This is a genomic window from Streptococcus sobrinus DSM 20742 = ATCC 33478, from assembly GCF_000686605.1.
In the GTDB taxonomy this organism is placed as follows: Bacteria; Bacillota; Bacilli; order Lactobacillales; family Streptococcaceae; genus Streptococcus; species Streptococcus sobrinus.
The window spans coordinates 1-17980 of record NZ_JMLC01000022.1 but is presented as its reverse complement, the minus strand read 5'-3'; the positions used below and the strand labels follow the sequence as shown (position 1 = coordinate 17980).

Genomic DNA, 17980 nt, shown 5'->3' with positions numbered 1-17980 from the left:
AAAAGTTACAAGGGAGGAAAATGATGACAGATAGTATGGGAATGAAGAATATGATAGCCAGCGATACAAGGATATCAGCCATTGAGCAGGACCGGCTCTCCTACGCCGGCTACAACATCTCTGAATTTATGGACAATAATGCTGGTTTTGAAGAAATTATCTACCTGCTGTGGAATCTTCATCTTCCCACTCGGGTGGAGCTCTCGCAGTTTGAAAAACGTCTGCGGTCTGAATATGCCATTTCCGATGCGGTGGAGCAATGTATTCTCATCCAATCTCGCCCCCACCTCCATCCCATGAGTGTCCTGCGGTCGACCGTTTCCCTCCTGGGGGTTTACAATGTCCATGCGGAAGAAGAGGATTGGCAGGACATCTATGCCCAGTCTATCCAAATTATGGCCAAGGTACCGACTATTATTGCCAGTTTTGCCCGCCTGCGTCGGGGGCTGACACCGATTGAACCCAGAGAAGATTTATCTTTTGCAGCTAATTTTCTTTATATGTTAAAGGGGCAGGAGCCGACTGAGCTGGAAGTGCGAGCCTTCAACAAGGCCCTGATTCTCCATGCTGATCATGAGTTTAATGCCTCAACCTTTGCGGCTCGTGTGACGGCCTCAACCTTGAGCGACCTTTATTCCTGCATCACGACAGCCGTCGGCACCCTCAAGGGAAAATTGCATGGTGGAGCCAATGAACGGGTCTTTGACATGCTCATGGATATTCGTCAGTCGGGTGATACGCATGGCTATCTACAAGAAAAATTAGATTCCAAGGAAAAAATCATGGGCTTTGGCCATCGGGTCTATAAAAAGGTTGACCCCCGTCAGAAGTATCTCAAGGAAATGGCCAAGGTCCTGACAGAAGGGGGAGAGGATGCTGATCTCTACCAACTTTCTCAGGAAGTCGAAGCCTTTATCCGCGACAAGAAGGGGTTGATTCCAAATGTCGATTTTTATTCCGCTACCGTTTATCATGCTCTAGGAATTGATAGTGATATTTTCACCTTGATTTTTGCTATGAGTCGGATGGCAGGCTGGATTGCTCATGTTCAAGAACAAAGGAAGAATAATAAGCTCATCCGCCCTCGCTCCCATTATGTTGGTCTCAAAAACTTGACCTATATCCCAATTAACAGGAGGTAGTCCCATGTCTGAAAACATTTCTATGATAGATGGTCACTTGCAGGTGCCTGATTTTCCAGTCATTTCCTATATTGAGGGTGATGGAGTTGGCCAGGACATTTGGCCAGCTGTTCGTTCTATCCTGGATGCAGCAGTGGCTAAGGCCTATGCTGGCAAACGCCGGATTGACTGGCAGGAAGCTTTAGCAGGAGAGAAGGCTATCCGCCAAACAGGACAAGCCCTGCCCGAGCAAACCTTGTCTGCCATTAGGGAAAATCTCATTGCCATCAAGGGGCCTCTAGGGACCCCAGTTGGTCAAGGGAGACGCTCTCTCAATGTTGCCCTGCGACAAGAGCTGGACCTCTTTGCCTGTGTTCGCCCAGTTCGCTATTTCAAGGGCGTGCCTAGTCCTCTCAAGGAACCCGAAAAGACGGATATTACCATCTTTCGAGAAAACACCGAGGATATTTATGCTGGTATTGAGTGGGAGGTCGGCAGTCCCGAGGTCAAAAAGGTTATCAACTTTTTACAAGGAGAAATGGGCGTTCAGAAGATTCGTTTCCCGGAAACCTCGGCAATTGGCATCAAGCCGATTTCACGTGAAGGTAGTCAAAGGCTAATTCGCTCAGCCATTGATTATGCTTTGAAAAATGGCCTCAAGACCGTCACCCTAGTCCACAAGGGGAATATTCAAAAATTCACCGAAGGGGGCTTTCGCAAATGGGGCTATGAATTAGCCCAGCAGGACTATGCCCAAGAGCTAGCTGATGGCCGCCTGGTTATCAATGACATTATCGCTGATAACTTCCTGCAACAGATTTTGCTCCATCCAGAAAACTTCCAAGTGGTGGCTCTGACCAATCTCAATGGCGATTATGCCAGTGATGCCCTGGCTGCTCAGGTCGGGGGCATTGGTATCTCGCCAGGAGCCAATATCAATTATCAGACTGGGCAGGCCATTTTTGAAGCCACCCACGGAACGGCACCCGATATTGCTGGTCAGAACAAGGCTAATCCCTGTTCCATGCTTCTATCTGCCGTCATGATGTTGGACTATCTGGGCTGGAAGCAAGCCGCTGACCAGATTCGACTGGCTGTCGAAGCAACGATCCAAGCCAAAAAAGTAACCGCCGACTTTGCCCCTGCCATGGGCGTGGAAGCCCTCTCGACCAGCGACTTCGCCCAGAAGGTTATTGACAAGCTCTAGCCTCAAGTTGCTTGATGCAAAATATTAGCGAGGTTAGCACCTTTTATACGAAAACTTCCAAAAAGCACAAAAATCCCTCCCCATGATATAATCAAGGTGAAAAAATTTATTTAGATTGTTAGCTCGTCTCTAACAATCTTTTTTTGTTGGCAATAGTCTGTGTAAGTCAGATTGTTGCCAATCAAGAAATAAGCGAGTTTTAATAAGTAATGGGCAATGGCGATAGTGGCTTTCTGTGGTCCGCGTCTGGCTTGTAATTGATAAAGGCGTAGGGCAATTGGACTGTTTTTCTGTCGCCTAGCCGCATAGACCGCTTGGTAGAGACATTTCTTCAAGTAAGCATTACCGTGTCAAGTCTTACTACTACGCTTCTTGCCAGCACTCTCATTGTTACCGGGACAAAGCCCAGCCCAAGAAGCCAAGTGGCCAGGAGTCGGGAACTGCTCCATATCAATGCCAACTTCAGCGATAAAGACAGAGGCGGTTACCTTATCAATACCTGGAATACTATCCAAAATATCGAGTTGATGGTCATATTGGTTGAGGTAGATGTCAATTCGCTTTTCCAATACTTCATTTGTTGGGTGTAGAAATCGTAGATATCTAAAGATTGCTCTAACATAAAGCGATGATGCTCTGAGAAATATCCGTCTAAAGCTAACTGAAGTTGCGGAACCTTCTTCTTGAGAGAAGTAAAAACATTTTCTTTGATAATAGTGGGCGTTATCACTTCTCCATTAACTAAGAGGTTCATCAGGTTTCTTCCAGAAGCTCCCATAATATCCTCTATGTAAGTGGTCAATTTTATACCACCGGATTGAAGAATATTATGAATACGATTGACCTCTCTATTACGTGTTTCTACATGGTGTTTGCGTTGCCGTGTTAATTCCCGAAGTTCTTGAATGGTTTCACCAGGAACAAAACTCTTTGGTAGGAAACCAATTCGGGTAAGTTTGGCAATCCAATGGGCATCTTTTTTGTTAGTCTTTTGCCCTTTGATAGATTTCATGTGGACAGGATTAGCTAGAATTAACTCAAAGTCATTGACAAGGGCATGCCAAACAGGTTTCCAATAAACACCAGTACTTTCCATACCGACTGCCTGCACTTTCAAGGAGAGCAGGAAATCTCGACAAGCTGTTAAGCCAGCAGTGGTTGTATCAAAGCGTCTTTCCTCACGTTTTGGACGAGTCGTAGTGAGGGGACCGTGCAAGACACAGACCGCAATCATGGCTTGGTGGATATCAATACCAGCACAGGATTCGTAGAGAATATCCATGGTAGGACCTCCTTATAAGAAAATAAGAGAGCTTATCTACCTAATCGTGTTGTATTTTTATACTCATGCCTAAAGGCAATATTTTGGGGTGCTCGTAGGTAGAGTGGATTAGTTTGTCCCTCGGTAATGACAACCAATAAAGTACCAACCACAAAGCTCTCACTAGGATTATATACCTAATGAGGGCTTTGCGTCTTTGTTTTCATGTGTTTGTGGGTGAGGGCGAAGCCATCATGGCTGCCTGTCCCAGCCTCTGTGAAAACGTGGTGAATCTTATACTCTTTTAACTTCAAATCTAGCCATTTTCTGTCTTGGTGGTATTACATCTGCAGAATGAACAGTAATCTTGAACGGACTAAATAATTACAAAGTGATACTTTCGCCAAAGTGGTATTATTAGTGACGGTAAAACTGTCACTAATAACGGAAAATTCGAGACCTAAGACTCGAATTTTAGCAGTGGAACACCGATGGTGTTCGCTTGCGACCGCACTTTTTAAGAAAGTATCAAAAATGCTAACTTTGATTTTAACAGAGTATTGGTGCCAAAACCATTATTGAGCAGACTGGTGACTGATTCTGACTCTCTCGGCTTGCTATTTCAGAACGGGTTGCACCTCACTTACCTGCGTTACCTGGGGGAACAAGCTCCTCTTTTATGACAAGAAAAAACTACATATTCAATTTTCTCAATCTAAGAATATTCGGATTTCACTCAAAAATCGGAATCGTTTTCATGGAAATCTTTACAAAATTCAGACAATTGTGCTACAATAGGAGCATTAAAATTTTGGAGGTGTCGTTATGACTGTTTACAATTTCTCAGCAGGACCTGCTACCTTGCCTAAGCCCGTTCTGGAACAAGCTCGCGATGAGCTGCTTGATTATCAAGGCTCCGGAATGTCCGTGCTGGAAATGTCCCATCGCTCTCCAGAATTTGACAAGATTATTAAAGATGCGGAAAAACTCTTGCGGGAGCTGATGGCCATCCCTGATAACTACAAGGTACTATTCCTGCCAGGTGGGGGTTCTCTCCAATTTACCATGGTTCCCCTCAATCTTGCTCAAGGCAAGAAGGCCTATTATCTAGTCGGCGGTTCTTGGGGTAAGAAGGCCTATAATGCAGCGGTGCTCCTGTCTAAGACCGTTCCTTTTGAGCCAATTCTCCTAGCTTCCTCAGAGGATACGGTCTATGACCATGTTCCTGATTTTGACCCAGCCAGCATTGATAAGGATGCGGCCTATGTCCACATCACAACCAACAATACCATTGAAGGGACCTCTATCTATGACCTGCCCGACACCAATGGTGTGCCAATCGTGGCCGACATGTCTTCTAACATTCTGGCAGCCCGCTATAATGTCGAAGACTTTGCCCTCATTTATGCTGGAGCTCAAAAGAATATTGGCCCAGCAGGAGTGACCGTGGTTATTGTCAGAGAGGATTTCCTCAATGACCAACCTCAGCTATCAGCCATGCTGGACTATCGGATTCAAGCAGATTCCGGTTCCCTCTACAATACGCCACCAGCTTATAATATCTATATCGCTAAATTGGTCTTTGAATGGGTGAAAAACACCATCGGCGGTGTCGATAAGATGGCCCAAATCAATCGTGAAAAATCTGGCCTGCTCTACGATTATATTGAGCAATCAGATTTCTACACCAGCCCTGTCAAGAAGGTCGAGGATCGCTCCGTTACCAACATCCCATTTGTGACCCCAAGTAAGGACTTGGATGCTGAGTTTGTCGCTGAGGCTGATAAATTAGGCTTCAAGAATATCAAGGGTCACCGTAGCGTCGGCGGTATGCGGGCTAGTCTCTACAATGCCTTCCCAAGACAAGGCGTTTTGGATCTGATTGACTTTATGAAGGACTTTGAAGCCCGCCATCAATAAAAGTAGGAGTACCACCTTCACTTATATCTAAGGAGAATCATGGAAATTCGTTTAGCCTTTCCCAATGAAGTGGAAAGCATCATGACCATCATTGAAGATGCCAAAAACTACCTGGCTCAATCCGGTAGTGACCAGTGGCAGACTGGCTATCCGAGCCAAGAGGATATCTTCCAAGATGTCCTTCAAGGACGGGGTTGGGTTGGCCTAGAAGATGGTCAGCTTCTTGCCTATGCCGCCCTTATTGACGGTCATGAGCCTGCCTATGATAAGATTTACGATGGGAAGTGGGAGCACAATAATCATCGCTATCTCACCTTTCATCGCTTGGCCTTAGCAGACTCTGCCCGAGGCCAAGGCCTGGCTCAGACCTTCTTGCAGGGCCTGATTGAAGGTCAGGATGGACCAGATTTTCGCTGTGATACCCATGAGAAAAATAAGGCCATGCAACATATCCTAGAAAAGTTGGGCTTTCACTACTGTGGCAAGGTCGTCTACGAAGGCGAACGCTTGGCCTATCAAAAGATTAAGTCAAAGGCTGAAAAAGGCTTCTACCAAGAAGTGGACGAAGCTGACCACCACGCCCTTTAGGCCTAACTTCCTATCCTTTTCAAAGGGAGTTCAAGGAATAGAAGACCCAAGGTCAACAAGTGTCTAAAGTCGCTAGTCTCATACTCTATGAATTTCAAAACTAGTAATTTTCTGATTTAGTGCGATTATATTCGGAGCATGGATATTTGACTAATGCGACAGTTACAAGTGATACTTTCGCCAAAGTGGTATTCTTAGCAGCAATCGCAGATGTTGCTAAGAACGGGAATTTTGAGACCGGGGCTCAAAATTTAGCAATGAAACTTCGGTAGAAGTTTGCTTGCGTCCGCACTTTTTAACGACATTCCATTTTCAAAATCGATGCTATTTTGAAAATGGAATTAGTAAGGTAGCTAGGTAATTCGCCATAACGATTACCGTAGTTTATCAGTGGTTAAAAGCCACTGATAAACTTGCTACGTTAGAAAGTATCAAAAGTGTTAATTTTGGTTTTAATTGAGTCTTTGCTATCTGCTACTCAGAGTCTCAGATAGCTCTTTTCGTATAGAGTTCATAACAACAAATAAATTTTTAAGAGGAGTAACCTATGGTTTATAGTGTCAAAACCTTTAATAACATCAACCAGCTTGGTTTGAAGGAACTAGGCAATAAATTTCAAATTGACGGCGATTTGGCGGAAAATCCTGATGTCTATATTCTCCGCAGTCAAAATCTGCACGGCATGGAGTTTCCAGCCAAACTGAAAGCCATCGCTCGAGCCGGGGCGGGCACCAATAATATCCCCGTTGCGGATGCGACCGAAAATGGGGTCGTGGTTTTCAATACCCCAGGTGCCAATGCCAATGCCGTCAAAGAAGCTGTTGTCGCTGCCATGTTGCTATCTGCCAGGGATTATATCTCTGCCAATGCCTGGGTCAATACCCTTTCTGGTGACGAAGTTCCCAAACAAGTTGAAGCAGGTAAGAAGCAGTTTGCTGGTAGTGAAATTCGTGGCAAAACCCTTGGTGTCATCGGTCTTGGTGCCATCGGAGCTCGGATTGCCAACGATGCCCGCCGTCTAGGTATGTCCGTCATGGGTTATGACCCCTATGTCTCTATTGAAGCCGCTTGGAATATTTCCCATCATGTCAAGCGAGTTCAGGACATCAAGGAAATCTTTGCCAATGCCGACTACATTACCATCCATGTTCCTCTGACAGATGCCACTCGTGAGACCTTCAATGCCGATGCCTTTGCTCTCATGAATAAGGGAACGACCCTGATCAATTTTGCTCGGGGCGAGCTGGTCAATCACCAGGACCTATTTGAAGCCATTGAAACGGGCGTGGTCAAACGCTATATCACCGACTTTGGTGATGAAGACCTCCTCAATAAGGAAGGGATTACGGTTTTCCCTCACCTCGGTGGTTCGACCGCAGAAGCAGAGCTCAACTGTGCCAAGATGGCCAGTCAAGAAATTCGCCAGTTCATGGAAACCGGTGAAATTACCAACTCAGTCAATTTTCCAAATATGCACCAGGCCCTGGAAGCCCCTTACCGTATCACCCTGATTAATCGCAATGTCCCAAATATTGTGGCCCGGATTTCAACGGCAGTTTCTGAGGCTAATATCAATATCGCCAACATCCTCAACCGCTCTAAAGGCGACTATGCCTATACTCTGTTGGACCTAGACGAAAGCGACCGTGACAAGATTGATGAGCTGGTGGCCACCTTTGAAGCTAGTAAAAATATCATCAAGGTGCGTCTGATTCAAAAGCCCTGAATAAACAGACCAAACAGCATCCCCTAAAGATGCTGTTTTTTGATACAATAGGGATAATTTATTAGGAGGTATTAGGATGGATAAACAATCATTAAAAGCTTATCAAAAATCATTGGGAGATCGGTTTTACGCCCTCAGTTTTAAAGGTCAAGGAACCGGTTTTCTTGGAGCAAGCATTTTATATGTGGACAGCGAAACGGGTATTGAATATCTTTTTGTTGGGATGGGAGGCGGTAGTCTGACTCCACTGCTCAATCCTGATGGCAGTCCTAAAATCAATGAAAGATGGCGTAATGGCGAGCTATGATTGACAAGCAAATCTACCAGTCCCCTCTTGGCCCCATTTCTCTTCTAGCTGATGACCAGGACCTGCTGGGCTGCTGGTTTCTCGGTCAAAAATACTTTGAGCGAGGCTTTGAAAAGGAGCCTCTGGCGGAGGAGAACTCGCCAGTTTTAACCCAGGCTAAGTCCTGGCTAGATGCCTATTTTGCTGGTCAAAATCCTCAGCCTGCTGATTTTCTAGCTCCAAGAGGGACCACTTTTCAGAAGCAGGTCTGGCAGGTTCTAAGAGAAATTCCGACCGGTTCCAGTCTGACCTATGGCCAGATAGCAGAGCGTATAAACTGTCGCTCCGCCCAAGCTGTGGGCTCAGCTGTCGGCAAGAATCCCCTTAGTATCTTTATCCCCTGCCACCGAGTCCTAGGTTCTCAAGGCCAGCTGACTGGTTATGCTGGTGGTCTGGACAAGAAAGTCTGGTTGCTGGAGCACGAGGGCCATGTTATTAAATTGAGAAAATAAGGAAGGAAAGAAAAATGATTACTTTTTACCATTATCCTAAATGCACAACCTGCCAAAGAGCCAAAAAGGAGCTGGATGACTTAGGCATTTCCTACCAGGCCATTGACCTCAAGGAAAATCCACCGACTGCTCAAACTCTGGGAGAGCTCCTAGACTCATCCGATTACAAGCTCAAACAACTCTTTAACACCAGTGGTAACAGCTATCGGACCTTGGGTCTCAAGGATAAATTTGCCAGCCTAACTAGAGAAGAAGCACTGGACCTCCTAGCAGCTGATGGCATGCTGATCAAGCGTCCCCTCCTGGTCAAGGATGGTAAACTCCTCCAAGTCGGCCATCGGAAGTCGTATAGGGAGTTGGGGTTGAAATAAATAAGCCCATCTCGGCTAAACTGAGATGGGTATTTATATAATAATTTACTTTAGCCTCCTTATATTGAAACTCGTAACACCATTAGACCTTTCTTTCCGTATAAATTGTCAGAGGGAGACATAAAAGTAGTAAAATCATTCCAGTCAGATAAACGTGTGAAAATGCCCTACTTAATTCATGATTTTTTGTTTTTACAATATGATTGAAAACACTTGATAGTTCATCTTTTTGAGCTAGTAATTTAATAGCCGTCGTGACTTTTGTTTGTCCCTGTCCCAGTTGCCTTAAGCTTGTTTTAACTGGCATTAGCTGAGAAGGTAGAACTTCATTTAGGGTGTTTGTGCCTTTTTCGAGCTTAGTCATTGCATCATAAAGTTTTCTATGATCTGACCCTTTCTTTGGAATAGGTAGGTTACTATCTTTCTTGGCTTCTTGTTTGATAGGCTTAATCATGCTATTCTTTTGGGTTGAAATTTTTGAGTTGGAATCAGAAGTCTTGAAGGCTTTCTTAATTTCCTTTTTAGCGACTGATTTTACTTGCGATGAAATTTGACTCCTATTAATTTGGTGATACGCATCGCTTCTAATCGTATTTTTAGCTGTATTGACATTAGCACTTAGAAGCGAGACTAGGATAGCCATACCCAAAGCTTGACCAATATAACGGGCGGCATTAACAATTCCTGAGCCAATTCCTGTTTTATTGACTGGTAAATATTTTACTGAAGTTGTGAGTGCCATTGCCATAAAGCCAAGACCAAAGCCAATAATAACATTACAAGCTATGATGAAGTCTTTAGTTGTCTCATATTGAATACAGCTTAGCATTGCTAGTCCACCAGCCGTGATTGCTATGCCAATCCCTATCAATAATTTGCTGGAATTTTTTTGATATAATTTAGTTGCTAGAGGCATACCTATAGCGATAGCTAATGAGGCTGGTACAATCAGATAGGCAGAGTGTAAGGCCGAATAGGAGTGAACATTTTGTAGGAAGTAATTTAGGATAAGTGACGGAATGATGATTGTAAATCCAAAAATTAAGTAAATTAGACTTGATGCTGAAAATGTTTTTTCTTTGAACAGTTGTAAATCAATAATTGGAGATTTTACAAATCGCTCAATGACTAATAGTATTGCCAAACTGATGGCACTTAGAATAAAGCTGGTGACAATAATTGGAGAAGACCATCCATAATCGTGTCCTTCTAATAGTCCAAATGTTACCCCAGCTAAACAGCTTGTTAAGAACAACATTCCAAACCAATCGATATGTTTAGAGACGCTTTTATCAAATGATTCACATGTTCCAAAAGCTATTAAAATAAGCGCAATTAGGGCAATGGGAATATTGATTCCAAAAATCCACCGATAGCTGGACAAATGAATGATTAGTCCGCCGATGACGGGTCCGCCAGCAGCGGCTAAAGCACTAAAAGCACCAATGATGGCAGTGACCTTACTTGTATTCTTTTTACCAAAGAGTTCAATTCCCATAGGTAGAACAATAGGTGTCAAAATAGCCCCACCGACTCCTTGGAAAAATCTATAAGAAATCAGGAGGGGGAGTGTATGAGCCGTCATACATGCGAATGAGAAGCCTCCAAAGAGTAGCACTCCAATCAACATTAATAGTTTTCGACCATAAATATCTGCTAATTTTGATACTGTGATAATAAATACGGCCATGGCTAGCACGTAGATAGTTGCTACCCAACTAGTATCTGTTAACCCAGTTTTTAAATCTTTCATGATGTCCGGCAAAGCGATGTTTACAATTGTTGCATCAAGTGCCCCCATAAACATGGCTAAAACAAGACCTGTAAATCCAAAAACTTTTCTTGTATTTGACATAAGTTATGCAATCCTTTCTATTTTACGGAATGACCAACCGTCTTCCCGTCTAAGGGAATAAAATTTAGAAATTATAGAGAAGAAAATCTAGAAATTCACATGTTCTTCTCTATAGTTTCTGCCAAAATGATACAATACAGGTTGGCTATTTACTATGACAGAAGTAAAGAAACTGTTCAATTAAGGAGAAAAAATGCAAAGACAAACAACCAGTGTTCAAGATATTAAAGAGGCCCTGACTAATCTCCTCTTGGTAAAAAAATATAATGATATTCGGGTCAATGACATTACGAAGAAGGCTGGTGTTAGCAGAGGAACCTTTTATCAACATTTTTTAGATAAAGATGATTTAGCTAATGAAATTGGCCTTGAGACGACTACCAAATTTCAAGAAATCCTCTCTGGGGGAAATCTGGATAATTACAAGAAAGTCATGGAAGTACTTATAGAAATCAAGAAAGATTATAAGCATTTTAAAGCCATTTATTCAGCCCAGCATCTTAATTTTTCAAAGATTGTTCAAGAACTAATGGAGAATATAATTTCTAAAAATATCACTTTACGAAATAGGATATTTCGACAAAGTGATATAAATAATCCAATTATTCTTAAAGTCTTTAGTGCTTCGTTTGAGCGTATCTTATCGGTATGGATTGAGCATGACTTTGTTGAACCACCTGAGAAGATAGCAGAAGTTATTATGAAGGTTGAAGAATTGTTCTGGGGAAAAATGCAGGACAAGTAAAGTATTTTCTTCAAGAGTTATTTCATAAGAAAAACACCCCAATCGTTAGATTTTTTGTCTAACTTTTGGGGTGCAGTTCACAATTGGGGCAGGAATTTTTAATAGCTTTTAGCAAAATGAGGCGAGAAGCGATATAAGGGTCGCGTTATTAATGCGGTTAAGGCCAAGGTCTGGCTTAGACCTCCTAGTAGCCGATGGCGTGGTTCCCTCCTAGTTAAGGACGGCAAACTCCTGCAAGTCGGACATCGTAAGTCTTATAAGGAGTTGGAACTAAATTAAATTTTTAGAATTAGTACGCGTTATTATCTTTTTCTAAGTTTTTATATTACCTTAGTTACAAACCTGAAAAATATGATACGATTGTTGTAATGAATAGTTAGGAGGAACTATAATGCTTGGCAAATCACTTGAACTAGGTGAACTTTATAGAGAATTGCGGATAGCTAGAGGGTTAAAGCAAAGAGATGTTGCTAGGGATAATTTATCTGTCTCCCAATTATCAAAGTTTGAAAATGGACAGTCTATGTTAGCAGCTGACAAACTTCTTTTAGCTATCCAGGGAATTCATATGACCTTTTCCGAGTTCAGCTATGCATTGACTCAATATCAGGAATCTGATTTATTTAAAATGGGTAAGAAACTAGTGGAGTTTCAGGCTAAAAAGGATATTGATAGCTTAAAAAAAATTTTAGCAGACTATCATAATGAAGAAACTTACGAGGTCTATAATCAACTTAACAAACTAGTTATTAAAGCTACTATCTATAGTTTAGATTCTAATTTAGAAATTACTAGCGAAGAAAAGGAATTTCTAACTTCGTACCTCTATGCTATCGAAGAGTGGACGGAGTATGAACTCTATCTTTTTGGTAATACCCTATTTATCTTATCGGATGATGATTTGATCTTCTTAGGTAAAGCATTTGTCGAACGAGATGAATTATATAGAGAGCTTCCGGAGCATAAGAGAAGGGCTGAGCTTGTATTAATCAATCTTATTTTAATCTTGGTAGAACATCGTAATATTTACCATGCTTCTTATTTTATTGAAAAACTTGAGGCACTATTATCTTATCAAGATATGTTCGCTAGGGTAGTCTTGATTTTTTTAAAAAAAGTAATGAACTATATTAAGGGTGAAACAACCGATTTATCAGAGGTGGATGCTTATATTAGTCTGGTTGAAAGTTTTGATAATCCTATACTGGTCATGTTTTTGAGGACGAATTTGAAACAGATTATAAAAGAAAATTAGTTTTAAAAAGAAAGGAGCCCTGAGTGTTGACCCAGAGCTCCTTTTTGGGAGAAGTGAAACAAGAAAGTAAAGTATTATCTTTCGCTTTGTTGATTATAGGAATGGTAACAACAAAAAAGGAAAACACGACAAAAGCGTAATTAGTTTTTTAAGCATATTAATTTATCCTCCTTATTCTTATTTTATTTTATATTTTACTAGTAAAAAGGAGTAAAACGAGAAATTCGCAAATATGAAAATAATAATTAAAAAAAAGTCAGATTTGCGAATATCTAAGAATCGATAAAAGAGGTGATACATTATTCATGTAAAATATTTGATCAAAATTTTACACTTTAAACTTAATAATTGTTGTTAGTGTATGTAAAGCTAGCTAATATTGCGCTAATAATAGTTATGGAAAGGAGAAACAGATGGTATCTTTGACTGAAAACGAACAAAATACTTTGGACGAGCTTACTCAGTTAGATTTAACAGTTCTTGATTTGGATGAATCTGAACTAGTATCTGCTGCAGCTGCTAGTAGTGGAAGTAGTAGTAGTTGTTCAATAAGTACGTGTGGTTCATCATCGTGCTGCGCCTAAATCGCTCAAAAGTGTTGGAGAGGTATAGTTTGATACGATCTCAACACTTTTGATTGTTGAATAAGGAGTAAGGAAAATATGAAAGAATTATATATTATTTTTGAGTCCTATGAAGACTTATTTCGAGTACAACAGAGATATTTCTTATCGAATTTTATTAATCAAGGAATGATTTTATTTTCAAAAAGTAGTACGAAAAAATCTTTAACCTTTGTTAGCGAAGATTGTAGAGAGTTTGACACACTATTGGGAATCAATCGGCAATGTACACGAGTAGATATATCTGATTTTAATTCAAAAATTTATTTTCCTTATTTTTTAGATACGGATTTCTTTGTAAAAAACTATAAATTATTTTTTCAAGGAGTAGTATCCCTTATTCAAGAGTCAGATTATTGGGACTTAGATACTGAACATAAACGATACTTGATAGAAGAGTTGCTATGTACAGTAGCTGATCAGCATGCTGACGGTGTTAGCCATGGATATTTGTCATTTTATTCTAACTATTTATATTATTTAAGCCAACTTAGAGCGATAGCTGATAAAAAAAGTTACCAGAAAATCAAAAAAAGAATTGAATTTGTAAGTGATTTAGATCGTGGCCATTTTAAGGAAGAACTTGTCACTTTTCCCAAATTGTCAAAAAATTTAGGAATGGTTAATAAGGAACTTGTAAAAAATGTTGAAAAACTGGACCTAAGGCAATTACCAAGTCCGTATGATTTTTTTAAGAATAGCAAAGTTCACCTTGAATACTCAGAATTTCACAAAAATGTATTTAGTAATCCTTTGCTATTGAAGAGATATAGCGATATTCACTTCGTATCTTATAGAATTATAATGGGATTCTTTTTTAAGGTTTTACCATTGTTAGGGATAAGTCTAAATGAGCGAAATCATATTCTCTATTTATTTGTTAGACATGTCGAAGAATATTTTAATGTTGATTGGAAGAAGCAGATAAATGAGAGCATAAAATGGGAGGAATGTAATGTTAATCCGAAGAGATAATAACAAACTTCTTTTGTTAGATAAAGCGAAATTATTGTCGGTCAAAGCAAATGATTTTAGCGAACATATAGTAGATAATAAGATTATTAAAATAGCTGACAATAAGAAAAAGAATTATGTAGAATTTGAGTCTTTTTATTGGGATGATAATTTTAGAGAAAACAGTTATTCTTTTTCAGAAAAACAAGATTTAATTAAAAAGTTAGAAATTAACATGGGCTCTTTGCTTACATATGAGGATATTTTGGATTCTAACAATTCTCAATATCCTCTATTTAATTTAAAATTTAACGACACCTTGCTGATTGGCCACAGTTTGCAAAATATTTATATTGATTATTTTATTCGTTTACTGGTCGGGGAAGTCTTAGAAGTAATTATTGATAAGTCTGATTTTGAACTCTACAAAAAAGCATTATTAGCTAATAATTATGAACCACCTGAAACTAACTATGGATCACGGAGCAAAAAATTTAATAATTTAGTGGAAAAGCAGGATTTTGATATTATCCTAAGCCGAAATTGTCAGAGAGCAGGAGAGTTTAAGATTGAAGGTATTATAAAGGGAAAAATGAAAATAGAGAAAATTACTCTATTTAATCAATTTGAATTTTTAGTTATTCGGGATGGTGAAAATTAATTATGGATTATCTCTTTGATAAAGATAAAATTAACTGGGAAAAACTAGATAACTGTGTAAAAGAGGCAGACGTCCTTGTTCCAGTACCAGATGCTTTTATTGGGTTCAAGAAAAGAAAGAATTTAAAGGAATCCGTTGAATATTTTAGAGAAAGCTTACAAAAGTTAGGAACTAATCATTGGATAAATTTCTTTTATGATGCAGATTTTACAGAGTTCAAAGAAGAAATAAAGAATCCTTTATTTCTAGATGTTGAACTAACAAAAGATATTTCTTTATTCTCTACTGAAGGACTTTTAATTGATTCCTTTAATCTTTTGAAGGAGGAATTCTCTGACGAACGGGAAGAAGTTGACTTTAACGAAGTATTAGATAATGGTAAGAATCAACTGTTATCAGAGTCTAATTACCGACTGGAATCTACATTTGAAATTGGAAAACAGGCAGAGGAGTTCTTAGAACATCATGTTTTGGGAAGCTATCACCTAGATCCGGCAGCTGCACCTTTTACAGGAGTATCGTTCGAATATAAGACGCCTAGCTATAGAAAATATAACTATGGATATGGACGAGCATTTGATTTTTTAACAGCTAAAAATATTGCCAGTCTTGAGGCAGTGGAACGTTTTGCATCAGAATTTTATGCTTTTAACTATAAAAATTTAGCAAAAAAATCGACTTATGAAGAATTAAAGACGGAGTACAACGTCTTGCCTGTAAGTGAGATCCCTCTTGAGGCTAATTCGAAAATCAATAATAATACTTCACTTTTTTGGCTGAAGGGACAAGATATTAAAAAAGATAAAGAAATTTTTATCCCAGAAGATTTGGTATATTATGGAAATTATCCAAGTAGAGAAGGTTATATGCGTAGACTGAATGACAGTTCAAATGGTGTAGCACTAGGATCAAATTATACTGAAACTATGATAAGTGCTCTTCTTGAGTTAATTGAGCGCCACAGTTTTTTAATGACGTGGTATGGTAAAGTTCCTGGAAAAAGATTAGTGGATTATGATGATCTAATAACAGATAAGGAAAGGAAGGTAGTTGATAAGATTGAAAAAATTGGAGCTAGAGTAAATTTATTTGAAATCTCGGTATTTAAAGGTGTTTATGTTGTGTGGGGACTTATAATGAATGATACTGATGGAGCTATCATTACCACCTACACTTCTGCTGGAGCCGGCTTCACTCTTTCGGAGGCAATTAGAGCAGCGCTTATGGAAGTGGCTGTGGGATATCTAGTACAAGGAAATACTCATGAGACGACTCCAGACTTGCCAAAAAAGATTCAAACAATGGATGATCATATTGATTTTTATGCCAACCCGCTGAGTAGAAAAGAATTTGACTTTATTGATAGGTTTCCGAAATATAAAATTATTAAACAAGAACCCAACTTATTAAAAATTTGTGGAACACAGGAGGAATTAGTGGAACATTTACTTAATGTAACGCTAAAGGGATATAAGAGAATTATTTTTGTAAATTTGACTTCTAAAGAGATGTCCTCACGGGGACTATACGTTGTTAAAGCTATTATCCCAGAATTTTTACCAATGACTTTTGGCGATGGGAATTTAAGAATTAACTTAGATTATATTAATAAATCAAGGGCGGAGTTGGGTCTGGATAAAATTTCATCCTATAGTTCTCGTCCACACCCTTTTCCTTAAATTAGGGAGGAATATTATGCAAACTATATGGAAGTCTTATCATGTTTTTATGTGGAATTATGAAGTCTTTGATGACTTTATTAGAGCGTTTTATAAGTTATTGACAAAACAACAGAAAGAAAATATTTTTTTTATTCGTTACTGGAAAGGTGGCCCTCACCTAAGGATTAGAATAAAAAAAGAAAATTCTGAGATAGTGCGTTCTCTGATTGAGGATGCATTACAAGTGATTTCTGAGCAGTATCCTGGGTTGAATAATATTACATTAAATAAAAATGATTTTTATGAAACAACTTTTATGGATGGCGAAAGTTTTGATTTAAAAAATCTTCCATGGTTCAAAAATCTTTCTATCGTTGAAATCCCCTATGTTAGAGAAGTAGAAAGGTATGGAGGAACTGACTTGATGGCTCAAACTGAAAGAATATTTTGTATGTCTTCAATCATTGTGAGTCATCTTATAAAGCGCCCACTATTACTAAGTCAGAAAATTGTAATTTTATATCGTACTGTTGAGTTAGTAGTAGAAAATATTTTAACTAGTCAAAATGATAAAATTCGATATTATTCAATGTCCAGTAGATTTTGGAAATCTCTAGAGAGAGTAGAAAGTATAGATATAGAGACTTCGGAAAAAATCTATCAAATTAGTCACAATCTAAATTTATTGAGCTTATTGTCAGAATTTATAAGTGGCTTAAAAGCGATTTATCTTGAAGTATTGAAGCAGGATCAAGAGTACGCAATGAGTGTTGTCATGTCACATTTGCATATGTTCGCGAATAGATTAGGAGTATCAATTGATACGGAACTGTCTTGTTATAATTATTTTAGAGAAAAGGAGAGATATGATGCTGTTGGATGATAGGTATTTTGTAAACGATAAATTGTAAAATATAGTGCAACAAAAAAACTCATAGCGTTTCATTGGTGTAAACTGTAAGTAACCACACAAACAGAACCCGAGGAAAAACTATGAGCTACTCCCATCTTACCATAACCGACCGAATAAAGATAGAAACCTACTTAGAATTAGGTTTGAAACCTTGCCAAATTGCAAATAAACTTGGCGTCCATAAGTCTACTATTTCAAGAGAGTTAAGACGATGCCAAAATGGTTATTCCGCAGCCTTAGCACAGGAACAGTACGACCACAGGGCTAAGCAAAAAGGTCGGAAGTCTCGTTTGACACCAAAGTTGAAAAAGGAAATTGAGG

At 39.4% G+C, this 17980-nt stretch carries 17 protein-coding genes and 2 pseudogenes; 17 read left to right on the top strand and 2 right to left on the bottom strand.

Going from position 1 to position 17980, the window contains the following annotated elements:
- Positions 1-23: 23 nt before the first annotated feature.
- Positions 24-1142: a citrate synthase gene (locus BS63_RS0107780; protein ID WP_002960404.1), complete on the top strand. Its 1119-nt coding sequence runs from the start codon at positions 24-26 to the stop codon at positions 1140-1142.
- Between the two features lie 4 nt (positions 1143-1146).
- Positions 1147-2328, top strand: coding sequence for an NADP-dependent isocitrate dehydrogenase (icd, locus tag BS63_RS0107775; protein ID WP_002960401.1), 1182 nt, complete (start codon positions 1147-1149; stop codon positions 2326-2328).
- A gap of 110 nt (positions 2329-2438) precedes the next feature.
- Here icd and BS63_RS1000000111390 read toward each other — a convergent pair.
- Positions 2439-3610, bottom strand: a pseudogene (locus BS63_RS1000000111390) (IS110 family RNA-guided transposase).
- A gap of 804 nt (positions 3611-4414) precedes the next feature.
- Between BS63_RS1000000111390 and serC the strand changes: the two are divergent.
- From serC to BS63_RS0107740, 6 genes are all read left to right on the top strand, one after another.
- Entirely contained in the window at positions 4415-5509 is a 1095-nt protein-coding gene (gene serC / locus BS63_RS0107765; protein WP_002962522.1) for a 3-phosphoserine/phosphohydroxythreonine transaminase, read from the top strand.
- Between the two features lie 39 nt (positions 5510-5548).
- Positions 5549-6097, top strand: a complete 549-nt coding sequence (locus BS63_RS0107760) for a GNAT family N-acetyltransferase (RefSeq protein ID WP_002962519.1) — start codon at positions 5549-5551, stop codon at positions 6095-6097.
- A 547-nt stretch (positions 6098-6644) separates the two neighbouring features.
- On the top strand, positions 6645-7823 hold the full coding sequence (locus BS63_RS0107755; protein WP_002962929.1) for a phosphoglycerate dehydrogenase: 1179 nt from the start codon (positions 6645-6647) through the stop codon (positions 7821-7823).
- 76 nt (positions 7824-7899) lie between these two features.
- Positions 7900-8130 carry a DUF6440 family protein gene (locus tag BS63_RS0107750; protein WP_002962927.1) on the top strand — a complete coding sequence of 77 codons (231 nt, stop codon included), beginning with the start codon at positions 7900-7902 and terminating at the stop codon, positions 8128-8130.
- Complete coding sequence (locus BS63_RS0107745) at positions 8127-8621, top strand: methylated-DNA--[protein]-cysteine S-methyltransferase (protein WP_002962925.1); 495 nt, start codon at positions 8127-8129, stop codon at positions 8619-8621. Before BS63_RS0107750 ends, BS63_RS0107745 begins: the two co-directional genes overlap by 4 nt.
- 14 nt (positions 8622-8635) lie before the next feature.
- Positions 8636-8992: an arsenate reductase family protein gene (locus tag BS63_RS0107740; protein ID WP_002962923.1), complete on the top strand. Its 357-nt coding sequence runs from the start codon at positions 8636-8638 to the stop codon at positions 8990-8992.
- A gap of 82 nt (positions 8993-9074) precedes the next feature.
- On the opposite strand, the gene BS63_RS0107735 is transcribed toward BS63_RS0107740, so the two are convergent.
- On the bottom strand, positions 9075-10847 hold the full coding sequence (locus BS63_RS0107735; RefSeq protein ID WP_002962921.1) for an MFS transporter: 1773 nt from the start codon (positions 10845-10847) through the stop codon (positions 9075-9077).
- Positions 10848-11040: 193 nt separating this feature from the next.
- Here BS63_RS0107735 and BS63_RS0107730 point away from each other — a divergent pair, with 193 nt between their 5' ends.
- The 9 genes and pseudogenes from BS63_RS0107730 to BS63_RS0107700 form a co-directional block, all read left to right on the top strand.
- On the top strand, positions 11041-11592 hold the full coding sequence (locus BS63_RS0107730; protein ID WP_002962920.1) for a TetR/AcrR family transcriptional regulator: 552 nt from the start codon (positions 11041-11043) through the stop codon (positions 11590-11592).
- A 172-nt stretch (positions 11593-11764) separates the two neighbouring features.
- Positions 11765-11871 (top strand): annotated as a pseudogene (locus BS63_RS1000000112045) (arsenate reductase family protein); the annotation flags it as partial.
- 112 nt (positions 11872-11983) lie between these two features.
- Complete coding sequence (locus tag BS63_RS0107725) at positions 11984-12847, top strand: helix-turn-helix domain-containing protein (protein WP_002963037.1); 864 nt, start codon at positions 11984-11986, stop codon at positions 12845-12847.
- Positions 12848-13260: 413 nt separating this feature from the next.
- A complete protein-coding gene (locus tag BS63_RS1000000112290) occupies positions 13261-13431 on the top strand; it encodes a thiopeptide-type bacteriocin (protein WP_100206647.1) in 171 nt (56 codons plus the stop codon).
- 78 nt (positions 13432-13509) lie between these two features.
- Entirely contained in the window at positions 13510-14445 is a 936-nt protein-coding gene (locus BS63_RS0107720; protein ID WP_002963036.1) for a hypothetical protein, read from the top strand.
- The gene (locus tag BS63_RS0107715; protein ID WP_002963035.1) at positions 14426-15085 is read left to right on the top strand and encodes a hypothetical protein; all 660 of its coding nucleotides are present in this window, start codon (positions 14426-14428) and stop codon (positions 15083-15085) included. The genes BS63_RS0107720 and BS63_RS0107715 overlap by 20 nt, the downstream gene beginning before the upstream one ends.
- 2 nt (positions 15086-15087) lie before the next feature.
- Positions 15088-16764 (top strand): YcaO-like family protein, encoded by a 1677-nt coding sequence (locus BS63_RS0107710; RefSeq protein WP_002963034.1) that lies wholly within the window; start codon positions 15088-15090, stop codon positions 16762-16764.
- A 16-nt stretch (positions 16765-16780) separates the two neighbouring features.
- Complete coding sequence (locus BS63_RS0107705; RefSeq protein WP_019777475.1) at positions 16781-17629, top strand: thiopeptide-type bacteriocin biosynthesis protein; 849 nt, start codon at positions 16781-16783, stop codon at positions 17627-17629.
- A gap of 110 nt (positions 17630-17739) precedes the next feature.
- Positions 17740-17980 (top strand): helix-turn-helix domain-containing protein (locus BS63_RS0107700; protein WP_028798492.1); only part of this gene is annotated, 241 nt, incomplete at its 3' end.

Bases quoted from the DNA above. Each gene is read 5' to 3' on its own strand.
- BS63_RS0107780 (WP_002960404.1), top strand. From the start codon at position 24: ATGACAGATAGTATGGGAATGAAGAATATGATAGCCAGCGATACAAGG.
- icd (WP_002960401.1), top strand. From the start codon at position 1,147: ATGTCTGAAAACATTTCTATGATAGATGGTCACTTGCAGGTGCCTGAT.
- serC (WP_002962522.1), top strand. From the start codon at position 4,415: ATGACTGTTTACAATTTCTCAGCAGGACCTGCTACCTTGCCTAAGCCC.
- BS63_RS0107760 (WP_002962519.1), top strand. From the start codon at position 5,549: ATGGAAATTCGTTTAGCCTTTCCCAATGAAGTGGAAAGCATCATGACC.
- BS63_RS0107755 (WP_002962929.1), top strand. From the start codon at position 6,645: ATGGTTTATAGTGTCAAAACCTTTAATAACATCAACCAGCTTGGTTTG.
- BS63_RS0107750 (WP_002962927.1), top strand. From the start codon at position 7,900: ATGGATAAACAATCATTAAAAGCTTATCAAAAATCATTGGGAGATCGG.
- BS63_RS0107745 (WP_002962925.1), top strand. From the start codon at position 8,127: ATGATTGACAAGCAAATCTACCAGTCCCCTCTTGGCCCCATTTCTCTT.
- BS63_RS0107740 (WP_002962923.1), top strand. From the start codon at position 8,636: ATGATTACTTTTTACCATTATCCTAAATGCACAACCTGCCAAAGAGCC.
- BS63_RS0107735 (WP_002962921.1), bottom strand. From the start codon at position 10,847: ATGTCAAATACAAGAAAAGTTTTTGGATTTACAGGTCTTGTTTTAGCC.
- BS63_RS0107730 (WP_002962920.1), top strand. From the start codon at position 11,041: ATGCAAAGACAAACAACCAGTGTTCAAGATATTAAAGAGGCCCTGACT.
- BS63_RS0107725 (WP_002963037.1), top strand. From the start codon at position 11,984: ATGCTTGGCAAATCACTTGAACTAGGTGAACTTTATAGAGAATTGCGG.
- BS63_RS1000000112290 (WP_100206647.1), top strand. From the start codon at position 13,261: ATGGTATCTTTGACTGAAAACGAACAAAATACTTTGGACGAGCTTACT.
- BS63_RS0107720 (WP_002963036.1), top strand. From the start codon at position 13,510: ATGAAAGAATTATATATTATTTTTGAGTCCTATGAAGACTTATTTCGA.
- BS63_RS0107715 (WP_002963035.1), top strand. From the start codon at position 14,426: ATGTTAATCCGAAGAGATAATAACAAACTTCTTTTGTTAGATAAAGCG.
- BS63_RS0107710 (WP_002963034.1), top strand. From the start codon at position 15,088: ATGGATTATCTCTTTGATAAAGATAAAATTAACTGGGAAAAACTAGAT.
- BS63_RS0107705 (WP_019777475.1), top strand. From the start codon at position 16,781: ATGCAAACTATATGGAAGTCTTATCATGTTTTTATGTGGAATTATGAA.